This is a genomic window from Streptomyces sp. Edi4 (assembly GCF_040253615.1).
In the GTDB taxonomy this organism is placed as follows: domain Bacteria; phylum Actinomycetota; class Actinomycetes; order Streptomycetales; family Streptomycetaceae; genus Streptomyces.
Map to the genome: position 1 here is coordinate 1 of NZ_JBEJGY010000005.1, position 22854 is coordinate 22854.

Here is a 22854-nt window from a genome sequence, read left to right on the forward strand (position 1 = left end):
ATCCCGCGGAGCGGGATATGCCCCGGCAAGCCGGGTCATAGTGAATGAATTGCGCAAGCGCAATTCGAACTCCGGCGCAAGCGCCGGGACGGAATTCCGTAAACGGAATTCCGGGAGGGAATGCAATTCGCGCAAGCGCTCATTGCGGGCACCCGCGCAAGCGTGGTCGCCTGGGCTGGCAGCAAGGGGAGGTGCATCATGCGGGGGCCTGTGTAGGGCTTGGGGTTCCTGACCACCACCCCCGCAACGGATGTGACGGACTGTCGGCTCGATCGGATGCCGGCCTCGCCGCAGTGACGCGATCTGCTGCTCCACCCTGACCACTCCCCCCATCTTCGAAACTGCCCGGTCACACTCACCAATACCCCATCAGCATACAGGACAACCGGCCGCTTCGGGGTAAGATTCGGCCATGTATCACCCTGGGGGTGCAAAGTTGGCGCGTGGGTGATGCATCACGGGTCGCGCCTGTGTAGTGTTTGGGTCCAGACACCACAACCCGGGGGCCACACCATCGCGCCGGGACCTTCCATTCTGATTACGCGCGACATTCCGCGAAAAGGAGAACACGGGGACTGGCCGTGAAGTTGCGTGACCACCAGATCGAAGCCGTTGCCGCCATCGTGCGGGGCTTCGATATCCCGCCGGGCGGTATTCCCGTGAATGGCCTTCGCGGGCAGGTGCACGCCGCGTGTGGCACGGGAAAGACCATCATTGCGGCGACGTCGGCAAAGCGCATTGTGCCCAAGGGCCGCATTCTCGTTCTGGTCCCGACGCTGGACCTGCTGACCCAGACGGTGCAGGCGTGGCGCGAGGCCGGGCACGCGGGGCCGGCGGTTGCGGTGTGCAGCCTCACCGACGACCCGGAGCTGTGGAACCTCAAGGTGCGCTCCACCACGAATCCCGTGCAGTTGGCCCTGTGGCACAGCACCGGGCCGGTCACCATCTTCGGGACGTACGCCTCGTTGGGAGTCCTGGCGGAGGCGTTCGAGGGTGCCTACGGGCAGCAGCTGGCGCCGATGGACCTGACGGTGGTCGATGAGGCGCACAGGACAAGTGGCTCGATGGGTAAGGCGTGGGCCGATGTCCACAGCCAGGGCGTCATCCCGTCGCACCGCCGGCTGTACCTGACGGCGACGCCGCGGATCTGGGAGGAGCGGCTGAACCGCGAGGTCGCGGAGGGAGACGCGCGCCACCCGCTGCCGCGTGAGATGGCGGCCTCCATGGATGACGAGAAGGTCTTCGGGCCGGTCCTCTACAAGCTCTCGTTGGCGTCGGCCGTGTCGCGGAAGCTGCTTGCGCGGTACCAGATCATCGTCCTGGAGCTCCAGGACCCGGTCGTCACACCGGAGCGGCTGATGGGCGAGGAGCGGCACAGCGAGAAGGTGCGCGGGGAGCGCCTGGGGGCGCTCCAGGCCGCGCTGCTGCACACGATGGAGCAGCACAACCTCAGCACCTGCATCACCTTCCACCACCGGACGATAGAGGCACAGGCGTACGCGGAGGGCCTGGAGCGCGTCGCGGCGAAGCTGCACGCTGACCAGCCGGAGAAGTACCCCGCCCGGATCTGGGCGGACTGGCTGTGTGGCGAGCATGTCCCGGAGCGCCGGCGGGGAGTGCTGGGCGGCTTCGGGTCCACGGCGCTGCGGGCGGTGCTCTCGAACTGCCGGGTCCTGGGCGAGGGTGTCGACATCCGCGCGGTGGACTCGGTGGCCCTCCTGGACCCCAAGGGCGCTCCGCACGACATCGTCCAGGCCATCGGCCGGGCGCTGCGTCAGAAGCCCGGACAGGGGCAAGGTGGCCTCTTTGATCGTGCCGGTATTTCTCCAGCCGGGAGAAAAGCCGGGAGACATGTTCACCTCCGGATCGTATAAGCCCCTGGTGAAGGTATTGGAGGGTCTGCGCGCTCACGACGAAGAGGCAATCGAATTGCTCGCGATTCCGCAGGAGCCTCAGAAGGACGTCGTGCAGCCTTCCGAGTACATCGGTTCGCCGCCCGAGGAAGGCGAGGATGAATCCCGTCTGCTGCTTCGTTTTGCGGCTCCCCGTGACCCGGTGATGGTCGCGGACTGGATTTCCTTCAACGTGATCGACACGGAGCGCCAGGACTGGGGGCGCGGCTGGGCGGCGCTCAAGAAGTTCACGGATCGTGAGCTTCACGCCCGGGTTCCGTACGGGCACAAGGAGGGCGCGTACCCGCTGGGGCAGTGGGTCGCGGAGCAGCGACGGGCGTTCGGGGCGGGGCAGATGACCGGCCTGCGCGCCCAGCGGCTGGAGAAGCTGGGCATGGTCTGGAGCCTGACGGACGAACGCTTCCAGGAGAACCTGGAGGCCGCCAAGGCGTACTACGAGCAGCACTGGACGCTGTGTGCGCCCCGGTCCGCGACGATGCTGGACCGGCCGGTGGGGCAGTGGCTTTCGAATTTGCGGCGCGTGGGTGCGCTGGAGGGCCACCCTGAGTGGAAGACGGCGCTGGAGGCCGTGGATGAGCACTGGAACCCGGCGTGGCCGGCGGAGTGGCAGAGGCACTACGCCGCGCTGCGGGAGCTGCTGACGGACGAGGAGGACCACTCCGACGTCCTGCCGGGCTTCACCGTCCACGGCATGGACGTGGGCAAGTGGCTGGCGAAGCAGCGTCAGCACACGGTCTGGGCTGGCCTGATGGACGGGCAGCGCGAGCTCCTGGAGGCGGTGGGCGTCGTGCCGCTGCCCCCGGAGCAGGCGGAGCCCGCCAAGGCCCCCAAGAAGGCTGTGAGCGCCTTCGAGAAGGGCGTGGCGGCCCTGGCGCAGTACAAGGCCCGCGAGGGCTCTGTGACCGTCCCCAGGGCTCATGTGGAGCGGCTGGAGGACGGGAGTGAGGTGAAGCTCGGGGTGTTCCTCAGCAACAGCAAGAGCCGCCGGGCCAAGCTCACCGCAGACAAGCTCGCCACGTTGGCCGGCCTCGGGCTGGAGTGGGCGACGACGGAAGGGGCGGCGGCGTGATGAGCGGTGACCGCGGGGAAGAGCAGCGCGTACGGGAGGCCGTACGGCGGCACGGCCGGGAGAGGGCCTTCGCGGAGGCGGAGGACGTCATCTCGGCTGTGCTGTCCGACCCGGGGGTGCGGGCGGCCCGGGACCGGGTGGAGGCGGTGGAAACGGAGCTGGGCATGGAGCTGTGCGCCCGTCTCCAGCCGTTCCAGGACCGCTACGACCAGGCCGTGGCGGAAGGCGACGCGGACGGGCTCGCCGGGCTCTGTGGGGGCAAGCACGGCCGCTGGGGGCGGATCTGCGTCCTGCCCGACGGGCACGAGACGTCGATGGAGGAACCGCACTGGGGCCGCAACAGTGAGGGCATGCCGATCGCGTGGGTGGGCAGCGCACCTGACGACTGGTGAGTGCACCAGGAGCCGCCCTCGAACCGGAGTTGGGGCGGCGGGGCGGACAGGACCCCGGGCACGCTGGGCGGCCCGCGGTCCTTCGCTGTCCGGGGCCAGCGGCATCACGCCCCAGGCCCTACACGCACTGGAGTGCGATGCCCTGGGGTCCTGAGCGGCGGCATCGCACTGGTGTGCGTGTAGCCCCTGGGGTCTGGGGCCCGCTCCCCCTGTGGGTCAGGCGGGGAGTGCGTCGATCGCGGCCTGCCACGGGTAGGCGTCGAGGTCGCCGCGCTTGGGCTTGTGGGGCACGAATCCGCCTTCCCCGAGCAGCACGGTGACGCCCGCTTCGCGGAGGAAGGCGATGTGGCCGGCCACGGCGGGGTGTGCGGCCTGGGCGTCGTTGAAGTGGGGCAGGGCGGTGATCGGCAGGCCGAGGCCGATGCCCTCGGTGATCAGGCCGAGGGCGAGGGTGTCGCTGATCGCGGTGGCCCATTTGGCGAGCGTGTTGTTGGTGAGCGGGGCCACGAGGATCGCGTCCGGGGCGGGCAGGACGTCCGGCTGCGAGGGCAGCTTGTACTGCCAGCGGACCGGGTGTCCGGTCAGCTCCGTCAGGGCCTCGATCTCGCCTTCGGCGTCCTCGCTGAGCCACCTGTACGCGGACGGCGTGAGGATCACGCACACGTCCCAACCGGCCGCCTGGGCGGCGCGGACGGGTACGTGAAGGCGGCGGGTGGGCGGAGCGGCGCAGGCGATGAGGTACAGGGTGCGTGTGGTCACCGGGGCAGTCCACAACGATCAGCAAGTGCGCGCAAGCGGCTCTCGGCAGAGCCGGTGCCCAACAGGCGCAGGTCTTCCACGAGTTGCTTGGTCCTGGGGCGGCACAGGACTTCCTCGGGGGCCTCTTCCTCCGCTTTGAGGAGCGTGGCGACCGCTTCGGTGCGCAGGCCGGCCTGCTTCTCGCCGATGGCGCGGTCAGTGAGCAGGTGGGCGCGGCGCTCGCGCGGGAGGTCGGCGAGGGCGGCGCCGGGGATGTCCGCTGCGACGGCCACGGCGTCCGCGCCTTCGCTCAGCTGAACGTGGGCAGCAACCCGGTAGAGCTTGCAGTTGGTCGGGCCGAAGCTGGTCCACAGCTCGTTGCCGTCGAAGCCGAGATGGTCGGCGTGTTCGTCGGCCTGGTCCAGGAAGCCGGGCACCGAGCGGGCGAGTGCGGCGGGGCTGTGGTCGTCGGCTTCGGCGGCGGCGGCCTGCGCCATCGCGGCCTTGAGGAACAGCATGCCCAGCACGGAGAGCCCTTCGGGTCCGCGCCGGAGGAGGTCGGGCTCGAGGCGGCGGGCGGCGGCCGTGACGAACGCGACGGCGGCCGCGGCCTGGCCGTGATTGGTCATCGCGTCCGCGAGGTGACGGGCTGCGGACGCCATGATGACGACGTCTTCGGAGCGTTCGGCCGCGGCGACCGCTCGGTGGCCGGCCACGACGGCGAGTTCGGTGTCGCCCCATTTGATGGCGGCGGCCTCGGTCAGCTCCAGCGTCAGCGACAGCTGCCGGTACGCCTCCAGCTGGTCGTCGCCCTCGTGGCGTTCGGCGGCCCGGGTGGCGTCCACGAGCAGCTTGGGGATCTGCACCCCGAGCTGAGCGAAGTGCCCGGCCTGGAAGCCGGTGCGGGCCAGCCACAGATCGCGCTGCAAGGCGGCGACGGGGACCGGCTCGGTGCCGGAGCCATCGCACCGGCCGGTGATGACGTCGTGGCGCTGCAGAGCGCGGCGTACGGCGGCGATCTCCGAGTCGGCGGGACACAGCACCGCCGGGTCGTGCAACAGCCGCTCCAGTGTGATGCCCAGGCGCGCCGCGATCTCGGTGGCCACCGACAGGTTCGGGTCCGCCTGGCGGCGTCCGGCCTCGAGTTCCTCCACCCAGCGCACGGAGCGCTGCATCAGCGCGGCGAACTCCTGCTGAGTGTGGCGCCGGCGGTCTCGCCAGTAGGCGACACGGCGGCCGAACTGGATGCGGTCCATGGGGAGCTCCGGAGTGCGGAGTTGAGAACCCACACACATCGTGTGGGCTGTCTCCGGTATACCGCCCCTACCGTCCCGATATGGCCAACTCCCCAAAGCGGTCCACCCCAACGTGGCACGATCTCGCGCAGCCCAGCACCGACAAGCAGGCGCGGTGGGTGCGAGGGCTGAACCGCACCCGGTGGATCCCCTGCGGCAAGGAGTGGGACGCGGTGGCCATCGCCCCCATGGATCGGGGCCTGGACGTGCTCGCCGCACTGCGGATCGGCCCGCGGCGCGGGGCCCTGGTCCTGGCCGACCACCTGCGCGGCACGCTGTACGTGATGGTGGCCCCCGGCTCCGGCGACGTCCTGGTGGGCCTGCCCGGGGTGCGGGTGCTGTCCAGCGGCAGCGAGCTGCTGATGCCCGCCACGTACGAGGACACCACGGCGGTCGCGGACCTCATCAGCTACCCGCGCGGCGGCGAGCCGCCTGCCCTGCTCCCCGCCGACCGGCTCGCGCAGGGTCTGCGTGGTCTTCCTGTCGACGCACCCGAAGAGGCGCCCGTGTCATGAACGGCTACACCGTGCTGTACGACCCCGAAGGACACCTCGCCGCGGAACTGCCGCTCGATCGCACCACGCACGAGCATGTCGCCCGCGCCGTGCTGACGTGGTCCGATCCCGACGCGCTGGTGCCCGACGACTACGAACAGGTCGGGCTGCTGCTCGCCGGGGCCGCCCGCGCCGTCGCCGACGACGTCCGGGCGCTCGCCGTCACGCTGCCCGAGGACGACGGCCGGCGCCTGTTCGCCGAATTCGTGATGGGCCAGGCTGAGGACTGCCTGGCGCGGCCTTCGCGAGATCTGCTCCGAGTCCGGGACCGGGCCCGTACGCTGCGGGCTCTGTACGAGCGGCTGGACCGGCTCCAAGGCACCGCTCCTGCTGCGGAGACGACCACCACAGCCTCCCCCTGATCGTCGCCCGGCGCCGCCTCCCCCGTCGACGCCGGGCGACTCCCGCGAAAGCCCCCGGCGACCGCTGTACGCCAGCAGCCGCCGGGGGCTTCCCGGTCGGTCAGTCCTTTTCGGTCGCCGTGGCGGCGATCCCGGCGGCGGCTTCGGTGTCGGTCAGGAGCAGCACCTGCGTCGGGTGGGCGGTCCAGCCCTGCACGACGTGGACGTGGCCCGGCTGGGTGTTGGGCTCCGGGGCGGGGCGGAACTGCGGGGCGAGGCGCTTGAAGGTGCGGGTGGTCACCCGTCCCAGAACCACGGTGGAGAAGTTCTCGCGCCACTCACCGAGGACGCCCCTGTCGAGCTGGGCGCCGACGAGAAGGTGGATGCGGACCTCGCGTCCGGCGAAGAGCACGTACTCGAGGGCGTCGACGGCCGGGGACGTCTTGGGGTCTCCCTTCTCCCGGACGGTGTCCCAGTAGCGGGCCAGCTGCCCCAGGGTGGCGTCGGCGGCGTCGAACACCACCGTCAGGCGCGGCAGGTCGTCGATGTCACCGTCCTGGTTGATGAGGTGGAGGCGGCGCTGGAGTTCGGCCCGCAGGCCCATCAGGGCGTTGTGGATGTCGGCGATGTCGCGGCAGTAGGTGACGCCGGGCACGCCGGTGGCCCACCGGTGCGAGATCCGCTTGTGGTCGAGGACCAGGCCGTCGGAGCCGTCGTGCAGGAGCTGGGCGGCCAGGGTGCGCAGGACGGTGGTAGTGCCGCCGCCGGTGCCGGAGCAGACCAGGACGTGCGGCCCTTCGCCGTCCAGGTCGACGCAGACCGGCTGTCCGTCGTCGGCGAGGCCGATCAGGACCTGGGAGGCGGGCAGCGCCTCCATGTGCTCGCGGACGGCGGGGTCAGTCAGGCGCAGCGTCGTGGTCGTCTTCTTCGTCATGGTGCGGTGTTCCTTTTCTGTGCTCTGCCTGGCGAACCGGTTGTTCTTCCAGGCGGGGGGATCGTGTCGTCCGGACCGGACAGGGCCGGTTCGCGGACGTCGGCGGGCCGGGATGGTCAGCCCGGGTCGGTGGTGCCGGCGCGGGGCCGGTTGCGGGCCCACTTCTTGAGGTCGCCGACGCGGTAGAGGAATTCGGCGCCGCGTTTGTCGATCGGGCCGGGGAAGTCCGGGTCGTTCTGTCGGGCCCAGCGCAGGGCCTTGAGGCTGGCGACGATGTCCGACAGGTGGTTCTCGTACGCCTCGCGCAGGCCGACCACCGCTTCGTCCGGGTCGGGTACCGGGCCCGGGGCCGGGTCGGCCGGCGGCGTCACCGCGGTGTCAGCCGCCGGGGCTGGTGGTGTGAGGCTCCAGGCGTCGGCGAGGAAGACCGGATCGGCGGCGGGCGCGGGCGGGAGCTCGGGGGCGTCGGTGAGGAGGTCGACGGCCGGGGCGGTCGTCTTCTGCAGGGTGGGGCCGGTCTTGCCCTTGGCGTGGACGCCGGACATCGCCCACTCGCGGGCCTCCGCGTTCGACAGGTTCAGCACCTGCGTCTCCTGGGCGCGGCCGCGGGTGACGACTTGGACGCGTCCTGGGTGCTCGCTCGCCATCGGGATGGGGCTGACCTCGGGAACGAGCATGCGCCAGGCGTTGAGGGTGTAGCGGACCAGGATCCGGGTGGCGAAGTTCTCGCGCATCGCCGGGCCGCCGACGGCCTGGGCGGTCGCGGACTGGGCGACCAGGAGCACGTGCAGGCGGACCTGGCGGCCCATGAAGAGGATCTCGGCGAGCGCGTCGATGGCCGGGGACGTCTTCGGGTCGCCGCTCTCGCGGATCTTCGCCCAGTACCGCTTGAGCTGCGCCATGGTCGCGTTGACCTCTTCGAGGAGGATCACGATCCTCGGGCCGACCCGCCACGGCTCCTTTTCGAGGACGTCGTCGGCCAGGTCCTCCGCGAGGGCGAGTCGGCGCCGGCCTTCCTGGGCAAGGTGGACCAGGGCGTCGTGGATCTCGCCGATGTCGCGGCAGTAGGTGACGCCGGGCACGCCGCGCGCCCAGGTGTGGGAGATCCGCTTGAAGTCCAGGACGAAGGCGAGCGCGCCGTTGTGGACGAACTGGCAGGTGATGCAGCGCAGGATCGTCGACTTGCCGCCGCCGGTGCCTGCGGAGATCAGGACGTGCGGGGAGTCGGCGTCCAGGTCGACGGAGACCTTCTTCTTGCCCGAGCCCAGCCCGATCAGCGGCGCGGACTCGGGCATCTTCGCGAGGATCTCGCGCACCCCGGGATCGGACAGGCTCAGCTTCTTGGGCGGGGCCTTGCGCTTCTTGACGATGACGTGGGTGTCCTTGCCCGCCCGGCGCCAGGTGAAGGAGACGTTCTCCAGGGCGAGCTTCTTGACGATGAGGTCGGCGACCAGGTCCTCGTTGAAGCGCATGTGGGTGGGCACGTCGATGCGTATCTGGGCGTCGTCGTCGGAGAAGTCCCTGGGTACGTGGAGGTAGCGGCGCGGGTCGGTCAGCTCCGACATGCCCAGCGGCACGGCGAGCGCCTCGTGCAGCGGGGTCACCCACTCGCGCATGAACTCGCGGCGCTTGCGGGTCAGCAGCCCGTACGCGACGCCGCCGACCGCCGCAGCCGAAGCGACGGCGATGCCGCCCGTCTCCGCGGCCGCGATGGCGGGGTCGGGGTTCTCCCAGACGTCGCGCGCCGTGGCGAAGGTGGAGTCCTGGTTCTCCCACAGCGCCCAGTAGCCGGCCCCACCCGTCGCGGCCAGGCCGCTGACGCGGAAGGTCAGGCGCTGCCACCCGGCCCGGTAGGAAGAGCGGGACACCTTGCCTTCGACCTTGGGCAGGACGCGGGTGCCCTTGCGCCAGAACGTCGCGTTGGTCTTCCGCTCCCCGTCCATGGGGCGGCCGGCCAGGAACCGGCCGATGCCGAACGCCACTGATTCGGCGGTCTCTTCCACCTGCTTGTCGAACTTCGTCTGCGCCACGGCTGTCCGCCCTTCGTTCTGGTTGTGCGTGCGGGCGTGACGGTGTCGCGAAAAGCGGACACCGACGCTCAGGCACAGAACTTAGAAAGGTTCACCTGTGGATAAAGGCCGCGAACCCGGAGATAAAACCATCCCGAAGTGGGGCAAGTTGTGACGCCCTGACCTGTCAGGCATCGCGCGGTCCTGAAATTCTTCGCGTTCCGAACCGGCGGAGGTCACGGATCGGGAGTCGCCAACTCACGAAGTGGCTACGGTGGCGGGATGTCCTTTGATGAAGGGTTCGTGTCCGACATGGCGCAGACCGACGCACCGAGCGGAGTGATCGTCAACGCACTGCGCTGGGAGATCCTCAACGACTGGACTGAGTTCCAGCACGACGACAAGTTCGAGGACAAGACCGCCGAGATGTCGTACTGGTGGGGCTTCGTGAAGCGCGACACCGGCTTCGAGTCGCTGAAATGCCTCTGGGCCAAGCACGAAGGCAACTACCCCATGTTTGCCGAGGCCATCTGGCTCCTGCACCGGGAGTTCAGCGAGGGCACCGGGGCAGACCACCACCCGCTCTTCGCGAACGTTCCCCCGATCCCGGCCGAAGTCCTGTTCCAGAAGATCGCCAGCTGCTCCGCTCCGGTGTACCGCTCGCTCACCCAGGAACAAATGGTCGCGATCCTGCGCAAGGCGCCGCAGGACTACAGCCGCATGTCATAGCGCGTCGCTCCCGCCCCACGCTTGCGCGTCGTCCATCGACCCGGCTCGCCCCGGGACAGATCGCGCGAAGCAGCATGAGGCAATGGCCGCCCGAGCACGTGCGGCCGGTCGACGGCGTCGCACCGTCGTTCATCCGACCAGCCGCCCAGCCACCACCGACAGCGCGGCGGGGACGGCGACGGGCCCGGCCTGGGTGAAGGCCGGGCCCGTCGCCGTGGGCGGTACGGCTATCGGGTCTGGAAGGCGCCGCGGTCGATGAGGCCCTGAATGTAGGGCGGCCAGTCCCGTTCCAGGCTGGTGGTGATGGCGGCGTGAACGTCGGCGCGTACCTGCGGGGTGACGTGTTCGACGTCGCCGCCCGGGTAGTACAGGCGCACCCCGTCGCGGCTGGCATCGCACAGGATGGCGTGGGCCTTCTGCACGAGCGTCATGTAGAGCTGCGGGACCGGTGCCTTGACGAGTTCGTCGATGACGGCTTCGTAGTCGGCGCCGAAGTCAGCCCAGTCCTTGCCCTGCTTGTCGAGCCAGAGGGTGACGTCGGAGAAGAACACCGCTTTGCCCGGCCCGTCCTTCGGGTCGCGGGCCAGGGCGCTCGCGAGATCGAGCGCGATGCCGGCGCCCTTGCTGACGAGGTCGCGGGGGATCATCGTCGGGGCGATGGCCACCGCGCACTCGCCCCAGCCGTCTCGGGTCTGCTCCGGCCAGGGCAGTCCCAGTACGAGCCAGCCGTCTGGTGCCAGCAGCTTGTTGCTCACCGTGTTCTTCCCCCTCGGTCGTGGATGGTCCGCATCCGATCTTTCCGTCCCGGCCCGGCAGCGGACAAGACGTCCTCCGGCCGCCGGGCCGCGCGCGGCTACCGGCGGCGGCCGAACAGTCCGCGGTTCCTCTTCGCTTCCGCTTCGGCCGCCTCCCGGGCCGCGGCTTCCTCCGCCTGGCGCTGCGCGGCTCGTTCCGCCTGCACCTGCTCGTGGTGTTCGGTCAGGCACGGTCCGCACAGCTCGTTGAGCCGCTCAGCCCGGTACTGCCGGACCATCTGCCACCGGTCGTCGGTGAACTTCGCTCCGCAGCGCCTGCACACGGGCCGCTCCGCCTCGCGGTCCGCGGCTTCCCGCTCCTTCTGGCGCTTGCGGGCCTGCTCCGCCTGCACTACGTACAGCCGGTCACCGTCGGGGTTGTCCAGGGCGTCGGTCAGCGTCTGCCACTCATCGCGCCCGAGCCTGCGCCACACCTTCCCCGCCGCCCCATCCGGATCGGCCGTGATCCGCTCCAGCTCGGTGACGACCACGGGCAGCGCCTGGTGGTAGTCGACGGCCGTGATGTCACCGCCCGCGTACTTGACGCCGGCGAAGTAGGAACGGGCGGCCTGCTCCAGCCGCCGCATCCTGCTGGCCCGCTGCGCCTTCGTCTTACCCGTGAACACGAACGCCACCGGCACGTAGCCCTCGCGGCCGGTCGCCGGGTAGATCCGCGACCACAGCCGGAAGCCGTGCACCGCCGCCTCACCGGAGTAGCGGGCCGCCTGCGCCTTGACCTTGTCGGCCTTCGGCGCCAGGAGCTCGAACCACTCGGTGTAGCGGCGCACCTTGTCCACCAGGACGTCGACGGGCTCGTTGACGCGGTCGACCTCCAGGAGCATCGCGGGCACGTCGACGTCCGGGGCCCGCATCGTCAGGTCGGCGTACTGGGTGTACCCGTAGGGCAGCTTGTGGCCGATCTCGGTCTGCCAGGACAGCGGGGTGCCGAACCCGGCCCCGGTGAGGACCGCGGCGGTCATCGTGACGGCGGCCGCGTGTTCGTCGAAGCCCTCGCCGGCGACCGGCTCGCCGTCGTCGTCGACCTCGAGCTTGCGCAGCGCGGAGACCCGGACGTTCTCCGGCAGCAGCTGCTTGGCTTCCTTGTGTCCTCGCTCGGTGAGCACCCACAGCTGATGGTTCGACTCCAGGCGCGTCTCCACCCGGACCTTCCCCTCGCCCTTGAGGGCGTTGAGGGTGTCCCTCGTGCACCGGTCGTGCGAGTCGCCGGGGCGCAGCATCCGCCACAGGTGTTCAGCGGTAGCCCTCTGGAAGATCCCGAGAGCCTTCAGCACTTCCTTCTTCCTGGTGTGGGTTGGCTTCCATGTCTGCTTCGAAGACTTAGAAGGGTTGTCGAACGTGCCAGGGGCCCTGTTCTGCCGGGGCTGACCTGCGGATACGCGCCCGGCGGGCGAAGTAGCCGTGGAGGGGGCAATGGAGGGGCCCGTGGAGGGGGCCTGCGGGACCTGGTCGACGTCGCCGGCGGGCGCCTGGTCGTGGGTGTCGTGCGGTTCGCGGGCGGGGTCGGGCGTGAAGTCGGCGGGCACGGTGTCCTCGATTCCTCCGGCCTGCGGGCCGGGTCGGTGAGCGTCCGGCCCGCACGCGGAGGTGCGCACGAGCCGGGGCCACCGTCGGAAAGCACCCCTTGTCCGCTGTCTGACGCTCACCCCCGAGAGGTGTCCGTTTCCGCCTTGACTAGGTATTCACTGAGCGGTTTGTCCGTGAGCGACGCCACAGTCAGCCACCCCGTCCCGACAGACGGTTGAGTCGGCACGGAGCGCGGTGCCGGTGTTGCCACCGGTCCGTTTCTCCGTGCCGCTCGCCGAACCCGGCGTGCGCCTCTCAACGCACCGGGCTCTCCACGGAATCTGCCGTTCAGACGTGGTTGAGGGCCATCCAGGGGTTGGGGATCGTGTTGCCTCGGTAGCGGTATCGGGTGACCGAAACCGTTTGAAGGTCGAACAATTCGATCCCGTCCGCCGAGGGTCTGCGCCACCGGCCGTTCTGGTCGGTGAAGCGTCGACGGACGTCCTTCCACCTCCAGCGGTGCAGCACGATCCACCAGCTGATCACCCGGTGCCAGACGAATCTCTGGAGGGATTTCAGGGTGACTTTCGCAACCGCGTGCTTGAAGTAGTTGGCCCAGCCGCGCATGATCTGGTTGAGCCTGATCAGCACTTGACCTGGGTCCTGCTGCGACTTTCTGTTCGTCAGGGCACGGATCTTGCCCTTCAGCTGCCGGATGGGCCGGTCAGCGATGAAGGTGTAGACGTACCACTTGTCCGTTCCTCGCTTGCGGCGCCACTGGATGCGGAACCCCAGGAAGTCGAACCCTTCCGACATGTGCACCACCTGCGTCTTTGCCTCGGAGAGGCGCAGACCCAGAGGCCGGAGCACGTCGGTGATTTCCTCGCGCAGCGCTTCGGTGTCGTCACGGTTGCTGTCTCCGAGTACGACGAAATCGTCCGCGTAGCGGACGATCCGCCAGTTCGGCAGACCCTTGCGACGTCGGCCTTGGCGTCGGGATGCGGTGGACATCTTCCCGCTCGGCTTCCACGGGTCCATCAGGTGCTCATCGAGCGCCGACAGAGCGATGTTCGCCAGCAGCGGGGAGAGGATGCCGCCCTGCGGGGTTCCGGTATAGGAGGTCTCACGGACGGTGCTCTCAGTGAGAACGCCGGCCTTGAGGAACGCCTTGACCAGCAGCAGCACGCGCTTGTCCTTGACCCGTGTTCGCACCCGATCCATCAGGGCCGTGTGGTCGATCGAGTCGAAGCACGCCTCGATGTCCGCGTCCAGGACCCAGCGGTAGCCGTTGGTGCCATAGAAGTGGATCTCAGCGATCGCGTCGTGTGCCCGCCGCAGAGGCCTGAAACCGTAGGAGACCGGCTCGAAGTCGGCCTCGAAGATCGGCTCCAGCACCAGCTTGAGAGCGGCCTGGACCACCCGGTCGGCAATGGTCGGGATGCCGAGCTTGCGCACCTTCCCACTTCCGCCAGGCTTGGGGATCTTGCGTTCGCGCACCGGCAGTGGGCGAAATTCACCCGTCCGGAGTGCGCGACGAAGGTCCTCCAGGAACCCTTGAGTGCCAATTTCGCGCTCCACGTTGACGGTTGTGATGCCGTCGACGCCTGGGGTGTTCGCGCCCTTGTTGCCCGCGACCCGTTCGAACGCCGCAAGCAGCGTCGCCGGGTCGTGCACGAGGTTGAACAGATCGTCGAACCTGCGGCCTTTATCGGCCGCCGCCCAACGGTGAAGTTTGGCCTGCATCCCCGATACCCGCTGGTGAGACCCCATGGGGGCCTCGGGGGCACTGCTGTTCAGCAGTGCGTCTTTCGGCATTGCAGCCTCCTTCCCTTCTCGATTCCGCTGCCGCCCTTCCCCATGTGCCGGGCTTTCCCCGGCTCGGAGTACTACGGCGGCTCCGCCCCGTCCCGGCCCGATCGGCCGACGGTGGGCCCAGCCTCGAACACCACTGGACGTGTTGTCCGAGGTCAGGGCCGGGACGGTTCCCGTGTTCACTCGTTGTTCGATCGACGGATTAGGAGCCCGGCTCTACCCCCGCGGCATCGCCACAGTTACCCCGCAGCACTTCACCGTGGCCTCCCCGAGCCCCAGACCGATGGTTCTCGGGAAGTTTCCCGCCCCCTTATCAAGGCGGAAACGCACCGCATCCAGCCCATATCCACCAGATTCGAGCTGGTGTGGATTGAGGGAGCGTCAGCACCGGTTCCTCTCGTACTCCTTTCCGTCTCGCTTGCCGGACCCGCACCATCTGGCAGTGCTGGTACGTCCCGGCTTTGTCAGGGCCGCTTGCCACCCTCCCCGGCACCTCCCGGGTCGGGCTGCCCTCAGCTTCAAATCCCCTGCTGCGACAGGGGATTGGTGGTGGTCCTTCACCTCCACTCGAACAACGAGCGCCTCACGGCGCACCGGCCTCTGTCCACAGGGCCCGGCTTCGAAGGTGTGATCACCGGCCGGGCGCAGCAGGCGCGCGGCCTGTACGGAGAGGAATCGTCATGGAGACGACGTCGTCGAAGCTGCCCGCGCTCACCCCGGAGCAGATCTGGCGGGCCGCCGACTACGTGGAGCTGGTCTGGCACGACCAGGACACCGAGGAGGCACGGGCCCGCCTGGAGGAGTTCCACCGGGACGGCAAGGAGCTGGCGCATCTGATGGGCGAGTTCGGTGCGCTGCTGCTGGACCAGTACCTCACCGCCGTGCCCGACGAACACGCCGACTGCGAGTCCGCGTACGTCATGGACAAGCTCGCGGCGGTGGCGAGCCGGTACCTCAAGCGGTGGTGCTACTCGGGCGGCGGGGCAGAGGTCGCCTACATCGCGGCGGGGTTCCTGATCGAAGCCATGCAGGAGGTCGACCAGGTGAGCCAGTTCCTGTCCGACGTCCGTGGCGACGCTCCCCGGCGGCCGGCGGCCGTGGCCTCCTGAGCCGAGCGAAAGCCGGGACGGCGCCCGGGGACGGAGACTTCTCCCCCCTCGGGCGCTGTCCTGTTCGGGCGGGATGTCGCACGTAGCGAACCCGGTCAAGGAACGATGCACCCGTCCGGACCGCGCCGGTGTACATCGGATGCTGTGCACTCCCCACCACGATGTCGCGCACTCCCGAGCCGATGCAGGGCACTCCCACCACGATGTCGCGCATCGGATGCAGTGCATCGTCCGGACATCGGATGCGGTGGCGGACATCGGGTGCGGTCCACTCCGCACGGTGGCGTCCACTCCCGGGCCGGTGGTGCGCATCGCGATGCGGTGGTGCGCACCGGTGGTGCGCGCCGCGCGCATCGTCGGTGCGGTGGTGCGCGGCCCGGTGCGGTCGGTGCGCGCACCGTCGGCGCGGCCGCGGGGATGGTGCGCGCACCGACCGTCCCGTGGTGCGCATCGCGGCGCGCGGCGCGCTCCTGGGCAGCACGCGAGGACTCCGCCGCAAGGGCCGGATCAAGCGAAGTCCTCATATCACAGACCCCCTTGACTTCCGTCCCGCCAAAGTCCCAAATGCGCGTTATGGAATGCCTGACTGTGTGGCAGGTCACACAGAATCGGCGCGAGGGCGGTTCTGGTGCGCGCGTTTCGGGGTGGCAGCCGAGTGGTGCGCACCGGCTCGGGCAAGCGGTGCGCACGGTGCGCGCACCGATGATGTGGTGCGCGCACCCGGGTCGGCCGGTGCGCACCATCGTCTCCGTGCGCGCACCGGTGGTGCGGTGGCCGGGGCGGCGGCGCATCACGATGCGCACCGGGTGCGGCGGCCCGGGAGTGCACGACATCGTCGGTGCGCGCGATGGGCGCGATGCCGTACATCGTCGACATCGCGTGCGCGCACCGGATGCCGGGTGGCCCACTCCCCCGTCGGCCAGTGAATGCGGAGTGGGCTCCACTCCCATCCGGTGGACATCGCGGTGGGCTCCACTCCCCACTCGATGCGCGCCACGGTGGAGTCCACTCCCACTGGGTGGCGCACCACGATGGGCTCCACTCTCCGGGCGGTGCATCGCGGGCCGGCCCCGCCTTCGGGTCGACAGACGCGGGCGCCCCACAGACGGCTTGTCCGTGGGGCGCCCGGATGTGGTGGCGGTCAGCTCTCCCAGCCGCTGGCCGATTGGTGTCCTCGTCAGAGGCCCTGGCCCGCTCCCCTGCCCTGCTCGGGCTGCGTCGTGTGGTGCTGCTGCTGGCGGGCGGGGTCGTCCGCGTCCTTGGCCGGCTGCTGCGGCTGCGGTCGGTCCGCGATGAGGCGGGCGCGGGCTTCGGCGGCCTGGGTGTGGGCGGCCAGCCGGGCAAGGTTCTTCGGTGTGTGCAGCCACGTGGCGGGATCGGTCGTCCGGCCCTCCAGGTGCTCTTCGGGCATCGCGGCCTGCTGATGGGCGTGGACGGCGGCGGCCCGCTGCGCCGGGGTGAGGGCGGCGTCCCGGCCGGGGTGGTCGACGGCGTGCGGCGCCGCCTGGTCGTCGTGGTGGTGGTCGTCGGCGGCGTACGCGGTGGCCGACGTGGTCGCGGCCGGCGCTTCGTCCCGCGCGCCCGACAGGATCCGGGCGTCGCGGATCGCGTTCTGCAGGGCGAGGCTGGCGACCCGGGCCCGCTCGTACCGGGACGACTCCCGTGGCGGCTTCCCGTCGATCCCGGCGACCCACCACCGGTGCGGCCAGGCGAAGTCCGCGGTGTAGGTGAGCTGGTCCGGGGCGGGGGCCCGGCGGCCGGGCACGGGGACGGTGAGCTGACGGGCGTGCCGGGACAGGGCCGCATCCGCGATGTAGTCGTCCAGGCCGCGCGTGAAGCCACGGCCGCGCAGCGTCTCCAGCAAGTGCCGGCGCGCTTCGGCCAGGACGTGGCGGCGGGCGAAGGCCCGGCGCACCGTGAAGACGACCGCGGCGACGTCGACGGCGGCGAGCGCGGTGTCCACCACCGGCCTCACCCGGGCCCGGATCGCCTTCCCCGCTGCCTGGCACCGCTCCAGCAGCCCGTCGACCATCTCCTTGCCGAAGCGCAGGATCGCGGACGCACGCCACCACGCGCGCAGCTGCTCCAGCGGCTTCGGAGTCTTCTTCTCCCGGCGGGTGTCCTGCGCCGCCCACCACCCCAGTCCGTTACGGCCGCGCTCGCCGGGCAGCCGACCGTGCTTCTTGACGTACTTGTCGGTGATGCGCTCCAGCACCGGCGCCATCTGCTCGCGGCGAGTGGACGACCAGTCGATGAGGTCCTGCTCCACCCCGGCCACCTCCATCACGGGGCGCAGGCCCGCCGTCACCTCCCGGGGCACGGTCGCCAGACCCAACTCCTCACACACCTCGGTCGTCATGGTGAGCGTGTAGAGCGTCCCGGCCGAAACGAAGTTCTGGAAGAGGCGGCGGGTGTCGAGCGCGCCCCAGGTGCCGTCCGGGCGCTGCGCCCGGTTGAGGATCAGGCAGTGGTCGTGGAGCAGCGGAAAACCGTCGCGGTTGTCGAAGTGCCTCCACCGCGAGACCACCAGGGCCGGCGCCTTCGCACGCTTACGACCCGACGACCACCGGGTCTGTGCGACCTCATCCTCCAGCCACCGCAGCACCGTCTCGATGGCCCTCTCGTGCGCCCGCTCGATGACGCGCCGGGTGCGGTCGTCGCCCAGCGCCCACAGCACGACCAGGGACGCCTGCGGCCGGAAGACGAAGTCGAGCGCGAACAAGGGGGTCGCCTTGCGCCGCTCGATCTCTTCGACCGGCTGCCCCAGGACGGTCGCCAGCCGGGCCGTCTCCGGGTCGGCCCCGTCGTCCAGGAGCTCGCGCTCGATCCGGTCGGCATCCGGGTGCCGGCCTTCCCCGAAGACGAGCTCCATCTGCCGCTCGGTCACCTCCTGTCCGGCGGTGAGCCCGAGCGCGGCCAGGCCGCGCCCCATCCACACCCCGGGCGGTAGCCCGGCTATCTCCTGGGCGTCCTTCAACGCCTGACGGGCCGGACGACGGCCGTCACCGAAGGCGACACCACGTACGTAGTAGCGCCAGGCGTTCCGCTTCTGAACCTTCGCAACACTGAGCATCCCGGCAGCGAACACGGCTCTGACCTGCGAAGAAAGCCCGATCCCGTGAGGCGGGAGGGTTCACCAGAACTTCACCGCCGATCCCGCCGGACGGGCATCTGCGGCGACGCCCCGCCCGTCAGGCGAACACCTCTCAGGGCCAGGCAAATGCTGCGCGACAACCAGTCCCACACGCCTCAGAAACGCCAAGTAACCGACTCCACCGGTATACGGCGCACCTTCACGTGCCGCTCCCCCGGACGACGACCAACGACGCCCCACCCCGCACTACGTCACCGACTCCCTTCCACCCGAGCGAGACACCCACCGCCCCCGGCAACCCCGGGGGCTTCGTGCTTCCTGGAGGACCGACGTGCCGACCTACGAAGCCCTGCCCCGCTTCACCACCGATTTGGACCGCCTCACCCCAGAACAGCGCCGCCGATTCCGCCAGACCGTGATGGCCTTCGTCGAAGACCTGCGCGCCGGAGGACGATTTCGTGCCGGTCTCCGCGTCAAGCGAGTCCAGCGAGCACCGGGCATCTACGAGCTCACCTGGTCCATGGGCACCGGACCCGCAGGACGCGCCACCTGGCAGTACGGTCCGGCGCTCCGCCCCGGCACACCGCACGTGATCTGGCGCCGCATCGGCACCCACGACATCCTCACCGGCCCCTAACCCGAGGTCTCCCGGCTACTTTCACGCGTGAAACCAAGACGGTCCGGCTGAGGCCAGGGGCGTCTGGCCGCTAGGGTTCGGTCCGACAGGTTGCACCACCTCGGAGGACAAGATGACGACGCCGCTGCCTCGGCCGAAGCGTAAGAAGAAGGGCGAGGGCGGCGGTAGCGGCACTCTGCGAGCCGACCGTGAGAAGGCTGGCCTCACGGGCAGCCAGGACATCCACGCTCTGCCTCCCGAGGACGGCGAGCTCCTGGAGCTCGACCCGGAGACCATCTCGCCCAACCCGATGAACATGCGGCTTGAGCTGCGCGACATGGACGCGATGATCGCGGACGTAGGCGAGCGCGGTGTCCACACGCCGGGCATCGTGATGCACACCAAGGTCTTCGTGGAGTGCTACCCGCAGTGGGCATCCAGGGTGAAACACCCCGACCGGACCTTCATCCTCGGGCCTGGTCACCGGCGGCACGCCGCTGCGCTCGCGACGGGGCGCGTCATGCCTGCGGTCCTTCGCGATGATCTCGCCCGAGATCGCCGCGTCGAGGAAGAGCTGGTCTCCGAGAACAACAGCCGCGCCGGTCTTTCCCCGATCGAGCAGGCCCTGGCGATCGACCTGCTGCGCCAGCGCGTCCACGAGGACGAAGACCGGGCCCTCAGCTTCGACGAGGTCGTCGAGCGAGCCGGATACACCGCGGGGACGGTGTCGAAGTACCTCGCGCTCCTCAAGCTCCCCCAGGACGTTCAGCAGGCGATCCACATCGGGGACCTGTCGATGCGCGCCGGCTACTCGCTCTCGCTGCTCAAGGACGCCGACGGGAAGAAGGAGTCCCCCGAGGCACACACCCTTCAGCTGCGCGGCTGGCAGCTGATGCGAGACGAGAAGCTGTCCGTGGAGGCCGCCAAGAACCGGGTGGCCCTGGAGGGGCAGCAGCAGTTTCACGCGGGAAAGTCGCCCGCGGCCCCGGTGGCTGTACCGGAGCCGCGGGAGGAAAGCAGCGCCCAGACCCGGGAGGACCAGGCTCCTTCCGGTGCGACGCCGAAGGCGGTGACGTCCCCCAGCGATGGCGGCGAGACGGGACAGGGCGAGACCGCTGCCGCCCCGGCCGCCGTCGCGGTCATCGAGACGGCCGATGGGGCCGCGCCCGCAGCTTCGCCGGCCCCGGTCGTAGATCCCGAGGTGCTCCGCAAGGCTGCGGCGGACCAGCGGGACTTGGCGTGCCGACTGCTGCTCGCTGAGGAGCGGTTCGCGAAGGGGGCGGAGTCGAACGCCCGTCTCGTCACTGTGGTGCTCAACCCGAACGAGTGGAAGCAGGCGGCGGCCAAGGCCCACGGATGGCTGGTGGAGCTGAAGAAGGGGCCGTCCAGCAAGAAGCGCCCCACCGACTACTTCGCGGCTGTCGCCGTATCCGAGGACTCCGGACTGATGCACCGTGCCGCCTTCGCCATCGGCTTGGCCGCCGACGAAGTGCGGGCCGCACAGCCGGACCGGGCGTGGGACGCTCGCGACGTCGCGCACGTTCAGTTCCTCGCCACCAGCCGCGCCTCGTACCAGCTCAGCGAGTGGGAGCAGCAGCAGGTGGAGCTACTTTCACGCGGGAAACAGTGACCGCCCGCCCCCGACAGGACGGCTCAGCCTCCACGGAGACCAGATGACCAGCACACTCGCGAAGACCAGGGCGCAGAACGTCAGGCGCGCCTACAAGGTGTTCATCTTCGCCCTCAAGGCCGGCGGCACGGCCAAGACGTCCACCACCACGGCCCTCGCCGTGCAGCTGGGCCTGCGCGGCTACCGCGTCCTCGTCATCGACCTTGACCCACAGTGCAACGCCACCCGAGTGCTGGGCCGCCGTGTGTTCAAGCCGGGACAGAAGAGCCTCACCGACGTGATGGCGGACAAGGCGCAGCTCAAGGACATCATCGTCCAGGCCCGGTACCGCACCGACCCGGACGGCGACGGCGACGACTCGTTCACCGAGATCCCGAACGTCTGGATCGCTCCCGGCGACCTCGATCACCCGGACATCGACGACGCAGAGCGGATCCTCAACGCTGAGGACGGGAACGTCTTCTGGCTCAAGGACGGCCTGGACGACCTGGCGGAAGAGTTCGATGTCGACGTCGTCCTCATCGACCCGCCGGCCACGTACGGACGCCTGACGGTCACGGCCCTCGTGCTCCTGGACGAAGAGACCGAGGGCGCGGTCATCCCGCCGGTGCTGTGCACCTACAAGGAGGCCGACGCGCTGGTCCGGCTGGAGAAGAAGCTCAAGGAGATCAGCGAGCGCCGCATGTACCAGCGGCGCGGGATCCGGCCGCAGATGAAATACGTGATGGCCTGCGCCGCTCCCACAGCCTCGTTCGGGACCGAGGAGCACTGGGAGACGTTCAACGAGCTCAAGGAGGAGTACGGCGACATACTGCTGCCGCCAGTGCACTGGTCCGGCGTCGCCACCAAGATCTACCGCAACGAGTGCGCGGTGCCGCTCCTCTCGCCGAACTCCCGACCGGCTCAGGACTACGCGAAGGTCGCTACAGCTCTGGGATTTCCGCAGCGCTGAAATCCACTTTCACGCGTGAAAGTACCGACCAGCTAGGCCCGGAAACGCACGAAGGCCCGTACCCCCTGCGGCATTCACAGGGAGTACGGGCCTTCGTGTTGGACGGGCTCAGGCGGCAGTCGCGCGTGGGGCTCGGGCGGAGCGCCGCAGCCTCCGGGCCTTCCGCTTCCAGCGGTCCCAGAGGGTGGGGTGGGTGTGTCGCCAGGCGACGCGGTCCAGGGCCACGGGGTCCGTGTGGCGCTGGGAGAAGCCGCAGGTGCACTCCAGGCCGTAGGGGATCGGCTGTGCGCCGTCCCGGGTGGTGGTGACGACGACGCGCTCCCCGTCGTGAGCGCCGTGGTAGGTGCCGACCCAGAGCTGTGTGAGCATCGCGATTCCGTTCTGTGAGGTGAGTGGCGCCGGGGCGGCCGGGCTCGTGGCCGGCGGCCGCCCCGGGCCTGTCTGCGGGCGGGGCGTTCAGGACTTGGTGGGGGCGTGGTCGGTGACCACGAGGAACTGGTCGGTGGCCAGGTCCATCACGACCTGGGCGTCGATGCCCTGGGCGCGCTGGGCGGCGGCGTAGTCGTCGGCGGGCCAGGAGCCGCGGGGGTGACCGGCGGGGAAGCGCTCCAGGACGGTGCGCGGCACGGTGGCGGTCGTCATCGCGTGTCACCGCCGTCCTCGTACGCGTCGATCAGGTCGAGGATCGTGTCGGGGCTGGTGGCCTCGCCGACCCAGGCCCCGTCCGTGGTGAAGACCGGCACGGTGTCCCGGTCCGCGTCGAATATGGCCGCGTAGCCGCCCCAGCGCTCCAGAACCAGGTCGTAGAGGACCGGGGCGGGGGCGGCCTCGATGACTTCCATGGCGTGGACGGTGAGCAGGGCCGGGTCGGTCGGGTCGTCGGGCTGGACGACGGTGCCGGTGACGCGCAGGAGGTCGCCGGGCTGGATCTCGTTCAGCAGGGCGTGGGCGATGCGCGGGTCGCCGGTGGTGCAGGCGTAGACGGTGTCCGGGGTGTCGGGCGCGATCCGGTCCGCGTTGTTGGGGGAGTGGACCAGGTCGAACGTCGCGGTGCCCCAGCGGGTGCCGGGGGCCGGGATGGCGTCGACGTAGCCGTCTATGGCGAGGTGCGTCTGAGAGGTCATGAGCGGGCCTCCGCCCGGGTCTTGGGGGTGCGCGGGGTGCGGGGTCGGGGGGTGTGCTGCGCGAGGAGCAGGAGTTCGTAGTTGCGCCGCCGCTGCTCGGGGGTGAGCGGCCGGGCCTTGGTGTCGTGCCGGTGCCAGAGCGGCGAGGCCGGCGGTTCGGGGTAGGCCAGGGCGCGGTCGACGTCGTGGGGCGGGGTGCTGTTCACGGGAGCCTCCAGGGGGAGG

At 69.9% G+C, this 22854-nt stretch carries 20 protein-coding genes and 1 pseudogene; 9 read left to right on the top strand and 12 right to left on the bottom strand.

The annotated features are described in order from the left end of the window. Positions 1-575: 575 nt before the first annotated feature. A pseudogene (locus ABR738_RS37090) lies at positions 576-2982 on the top strand (helicase associated domain-containing protein). Then, complete coding sequence (locus ABR738_RS37095; RefSeq protein ID WP_350234913.1) at positions 2982-3374, top strand: hypothetical protein; 393 nt, start codon at positions 2982-2984, stop codon at positions 3372-3374. The pseudogene ABR738_RS37090 and the gene ABR738_RS37095 overlap by 1 nt, the downstream one beginning before the upstream one ends. Before the next feature lie 216 nt (positions 3375-3590). Here ABR738_RS37095 and ABR738_RS37100 read toward each other — a convergent pair whose 3' ends face one another. Both ABR738_RS37100 and ABR738_RS37105 read right to left on the bottom strand, forming a co-directional pair. Then, the gene (locus tag ABR738_RS37100; RefSeq protein ID WP_350234915.1) at positions 3591-4133 is read right to left on the bottom strand and encodes a flavoprotein; all 543 of its coding nucleotides are present in this window, start codon (positions 4131-4133) and stop codon (positions 3591-3593) included. Then, positions 4130-5368, bottom strand: coding sequence for a helix-turn-helix domain-containing protein (locus ABR738_RS37105; protein ID WP_350234916.1), 1239 nt, complete (start codon positions 5366-5368; stop codon positions 4130-4132). The genes ABR738_RS37100 and ABR738_RS37105 overlap by 4 nt, the downstream gene beginning before the upstream one ends. An 80-nt stretch (positions 5369-5448) precedes the next feature. Here ABR738_RS37105 and ABR738_RS37110 point away from each other — a divergent pair, with 80 nt between their 5' ends. Continuing rightward, positions 5449-5922: a hypothetical protein gene (locus ABR738_RS37110; RefSeq protein ID WP_350234918.1), complete on the top strand. Its 474-nt coding sequence runs from the start codon at positions 5449-5451 to the stop codon at positions 5920-5922. Further along, positions 5919-6323 (top strand): restriction endonuclease, encoded by a 405-nt coding sequence (locus ABR738_RS37115; RefSeq protein WP_350234919.1) that lies wholly within the window; start codon positions 5919-5921, stop codon positions 6321-6323. The genes ABR738_RS37110 and ABR738_RS37115 overlap by 4 nt, the downstream gene beginning before the upstream one ends. A 100-nt stretch (positions 6324-6423) precedes the next feature. Here ABR738_RS37115 and ABR738_RS37120 read toward each other — a convergent pair whose 3' ends face one another. Both ABR738_RS37120 and ABR738_RS37125 read right to left on the bottom strand, forming a co-directional pair. After that, on the bottom strand, positions 6424-7236 hold the full coding sequence (locus ABR738_RS37120) for a hypothetical protein (RefSeq protein ID WP_350234920.1): 813 nt from the start codon (positions 7234-7236) through the stop codon (positions 6424-6426). Between the two features lie 116 nt (positions 7237-7352). Further along, complete coding sequence (locus ABR738_RS37125) at positions 7353-9266, bottom strand: pRL2-11 (RefSeq protein WP_350234921.1); 1914 nt, start codon at positions 9264-9266, stop codon at positions 7353-7355. A gap of 261 nt (positions 9267-9527) precedes the next feature. Between ABR738_RS37125 and ABR738_RS37130 the strand changes: the two genes are divergently transcribed. Further along, on the top strand, positions 9528-9974 hold the full coding sequence (locus ABR738_RS37130) for a hypothetical protein (RefSeq protein ID WP_350234922.1): 447 nt from the start codon (positions 9528-9530) through the stop codon (positions 9972-9974). 227 nt (positions 9975-10201) lie between these two features. On the opposite strand, the gene ABR738_RS37135 is transcribed toward ABR738_RS37130, so the two are convergent. The 3 genes from ABR738_RS37135 to ltrA all read right to left on the bottom strand — a co-directional run bounded on the left by ABR738_RS37135 (position 10202) and on the right by ltrA (position 14107). Next, positions 10202-10729 (bottom strand): hypothetical protein, encoded by a 528-nt coding sequence (locus ABR738_RS37135; RefSeq protein ID WP_200719425.1) that lies wholly within the window; start codon positions 10727-10729, stop codon positions 10202-10204. 98 nt (positions 10730-10827) lie between these two features. Further along, entirely contained in the window at positions 10828-12060 is a 1233-nt protein-coding gene (locus ABR738_RS37140; RefSeq protein ID WP_350234923.1) for a replication-relaxation family protein, read from the bottom strand. Between the two features lie 580 nt (positions 12061-12640). Then, complete coding sequence (gene ltrA, locus ABR738_RS37145) at positions 12641-14107, bottom strand: group II intron reverse transcriptase/maturase (protein ID WP_350234924.1); 1467 nt, start codon at positions 14105-14107, stop codon at positions 12641-12643. A 677-nt stretch (positions 14108-14784) separates the two neighbouring features. Between ltrA and ABR738_RS37150 the strand changes: the two genes are divergently transcribed. Next, on the top strand, positions 14785-15213 hold the full coding sequence (locus ABR738_RS37150) for a hypothetical protein (protein WP_350234925.1): 429 nt from the start codon (positions 14785-14787) through the stop codon (positions 15211-15213). A gap of 1177 nt (positions 15214-16390) precedes the next feature. On the opposite strand, the gene mobF is transcribed toward ABR738_RS37150, so the two are convergent. Further along, a complete protein-coding gene (gene mobF / locus ABR738_RS37155) occupies positions 16391-18286 on the bottom strand; it encodes a MobF family relaxase (protein WP_350234926.1) in 1896 nt (631 codons plus the stop codon). A 352-nt stretch (positions 18287-18638) separates the two neighbouring features. Here mobF and ABR738_RS37160 point away from each other — a divergent pair, with 352 nt between their 5' ends. From ABR738_RS37160 to ABR738_RS37170, 3 genes are all read left to right on the top strand, one after another. Further along, the gene (locus ABR738_RS37160) at positions 18639-18944 is read left to right on the top strand and encodes a hypothetical protein (RefSeq protein ID WP_350234927.1); all 306 of its coding nucleotides are present in this window, start codon (positions 18639-18641) and stop codon (positions 18942-18944) included. Between the two features lie 112 nt (positions 18945-19056). Further along, positions 19057-20553 (top strand): ParB/RepB/Spo0J family partition protein, encoded by a 1497-nt coding sequence (locus ABR738_RS37165; protein WP_350234928.1) that lies wholly within the window; start codon positions 19057-19059, stop codon positions 20551-20553. A gap of 43 nt (positions 20554-20596) precedes the next feature. Continuing rightward, positions 20597-21505 carry a ParA family protein gene (locus ABR738_RS37170; RefSeq protein ID WP_350234929.1) on the top strand — a complete coding sequence of 303 codons (909 nt, stop codon included), beginning with the start codon at positions 20597-20599 and terminating at the stop codon, positions 21503-21505. 108 nt (positions 21506-21613) lie between these two features. On the opposite strand, the gene ABR738_RS37175 is transcribed toward ABR738_RS37170, so the two are convergent. The 4 genes from ABR738_RS37175 to ABR738_RS37190 form a co-directional block, all read right to left on the bottom strand. Then, positions 21614-21874, bottom strand: coding sequence for a hypothetical protein (locus ABR738_RS37175; protein WP_350234930.1), 261 nt, complete (start codon positions 21872-21874; stop codon positions 21614-21616). Between the two features lie 87 nt (positions 21875-21961). Continuing rightward, positions 21962-22147, bottom strand: a complete 186-nt coding sequence (locus ABR738_RS37180) for a DUF8839 family protein (protein WP_350234931.1) — start codon at positions 22145-22147, stop codon at positions 21962-21964. Then, complete coding sequence (locus tag ABR738_RS37185) at positions 22144-22629, bottom strand: hypothetical protein (protein WP_350234932.1); 486 nt, start codon at positions 22627-22629, stop codon at positions 22144-22146. The genes ABR738_RS37180 and ABR738_RS37185 overlap by 4 nt, the downstream gene beginning before the upstream one ends. Continuing rightward, a complete protein-coding gene (locus ABR738_RS37190) occupies positions 22626-22835 on the bottom strand; it encodes a hypothetical protein (protein WP_350234933.1) in 210 nt (69 codons plus the stop codon). The genes ABR738_RS37185 and ABR738_RS37190 overlap by 4 nt, the downstream gene beginning before the upstream one ends. Positions 22836-22854: the final 19 nt, after the last annotated feature.

What these genes read in the sequence shown, in the direction of transcription:
- ABR738_RS37095 (WP_350234913.1), top strand. Translation starts at nt 2,982, where the DNA reads ATGAGCGGTGACCGCGGGGAAGAGCAGCGCGTACGGGAGGCCGTACGG.
- ABR738_RS37105 (WP_350234916.1), bottom strand. Translation starts at nt 5,368, where the DNA reads ATGGACCGCATCCAGTTCGGCCGCCGTGTCGCCTACTGGCGAGACCGC.
- ABR738_RS37110 (WP_350234918.1), top strand. Translation starts at nt 5,449, where the DNA reads ATGGCCAACTCCCCAAAGCGGTCCACCCCAACGTGGCACGATCTCGCG.
- ABR738_RS37115 (WP_350234919.1), top strand. Translation starts at nt 5,919, where the DNA reads ATGAACGGCTACACCGTGCTGTACGACCCCGAAGGACACCTCGCCGCG.
- ABR738_RS37120 (WP_350234920.1), bottom strand. Translation starts at nt 7,236, where the DNA reads ATGACGAAGAAGACGACCACGACGCTGCGCCTGACTGACCCCGCCGTC.
- ABR738_RS37130 (WP_350234922.1), top strand. Translation starts at nt 9,528, where the DNA reads ATGTCCTTTGATGAAGGGTTCGTGTCCGACATGGCGCAGACCGACGCA.
- ltrA (WP_350234924.1), bottom strand. Translation starts at nt 14,107, where the DNA reads ATGCCGAAAGACGCACTGCTGAACAGCAGTGCCCCCGAGGCCCCCATG.
- ABR738_RS37150 (WP_350234925.1), top strand. Translation starts at nt 14,785, where the DNA reads ATGGAGACGACGTCGTCGAAGCTGCCCGCGCTCACCCCGGAGCAGATC.
- mobF (WP_350234926.1), bottom strand. Translation starts at nt 18,286, where the DNA reads ATGCTCAGTGTTGCGAAGGTTCAGAAGCGGAACGCCTGGCGCTACTAC.
- ABR738_RS37165 (WP_350234928.1), top strand. Translation starts at nt 19,057, where the DNA reads ATGACGACGCCGCTGCCTCGGCCGAAGCGTAAGAAGAAGGGCGAGGGC.
- ABR738_RS37170 (WP_350234929.1), top strand. Translation starts at nt 20,597, where the DNA reads ATGACCAGCACACTCGCGAAGACCAGGGCGCAGAACGTCAGGCGCGCC.
- ABR738_RS37175 (WP_350234930.1), bottom strand. Translation starts at nt 21,874, where the DNA reads ATGCTCACACAGCTCTGGGTCGGCACCTACCACGGCGCTCACGACGGG.
- ABR738_RS37180 (WP_350234931.1), bottom strand. Translation starts at nt 22,147, where the DNA reads ATGACGACCGCCACCGTGCCGCGCACCGTCCTGGAGCGCTTCCCCGCC.
- ABR738_RS37185 (WP_350234932.1), bottom strand. Translation starts at nt 22,629, where the DNA reads ATGACCTCTCAGACGCACCTCGCCATAGACGGCTACGTCGACGCCATC.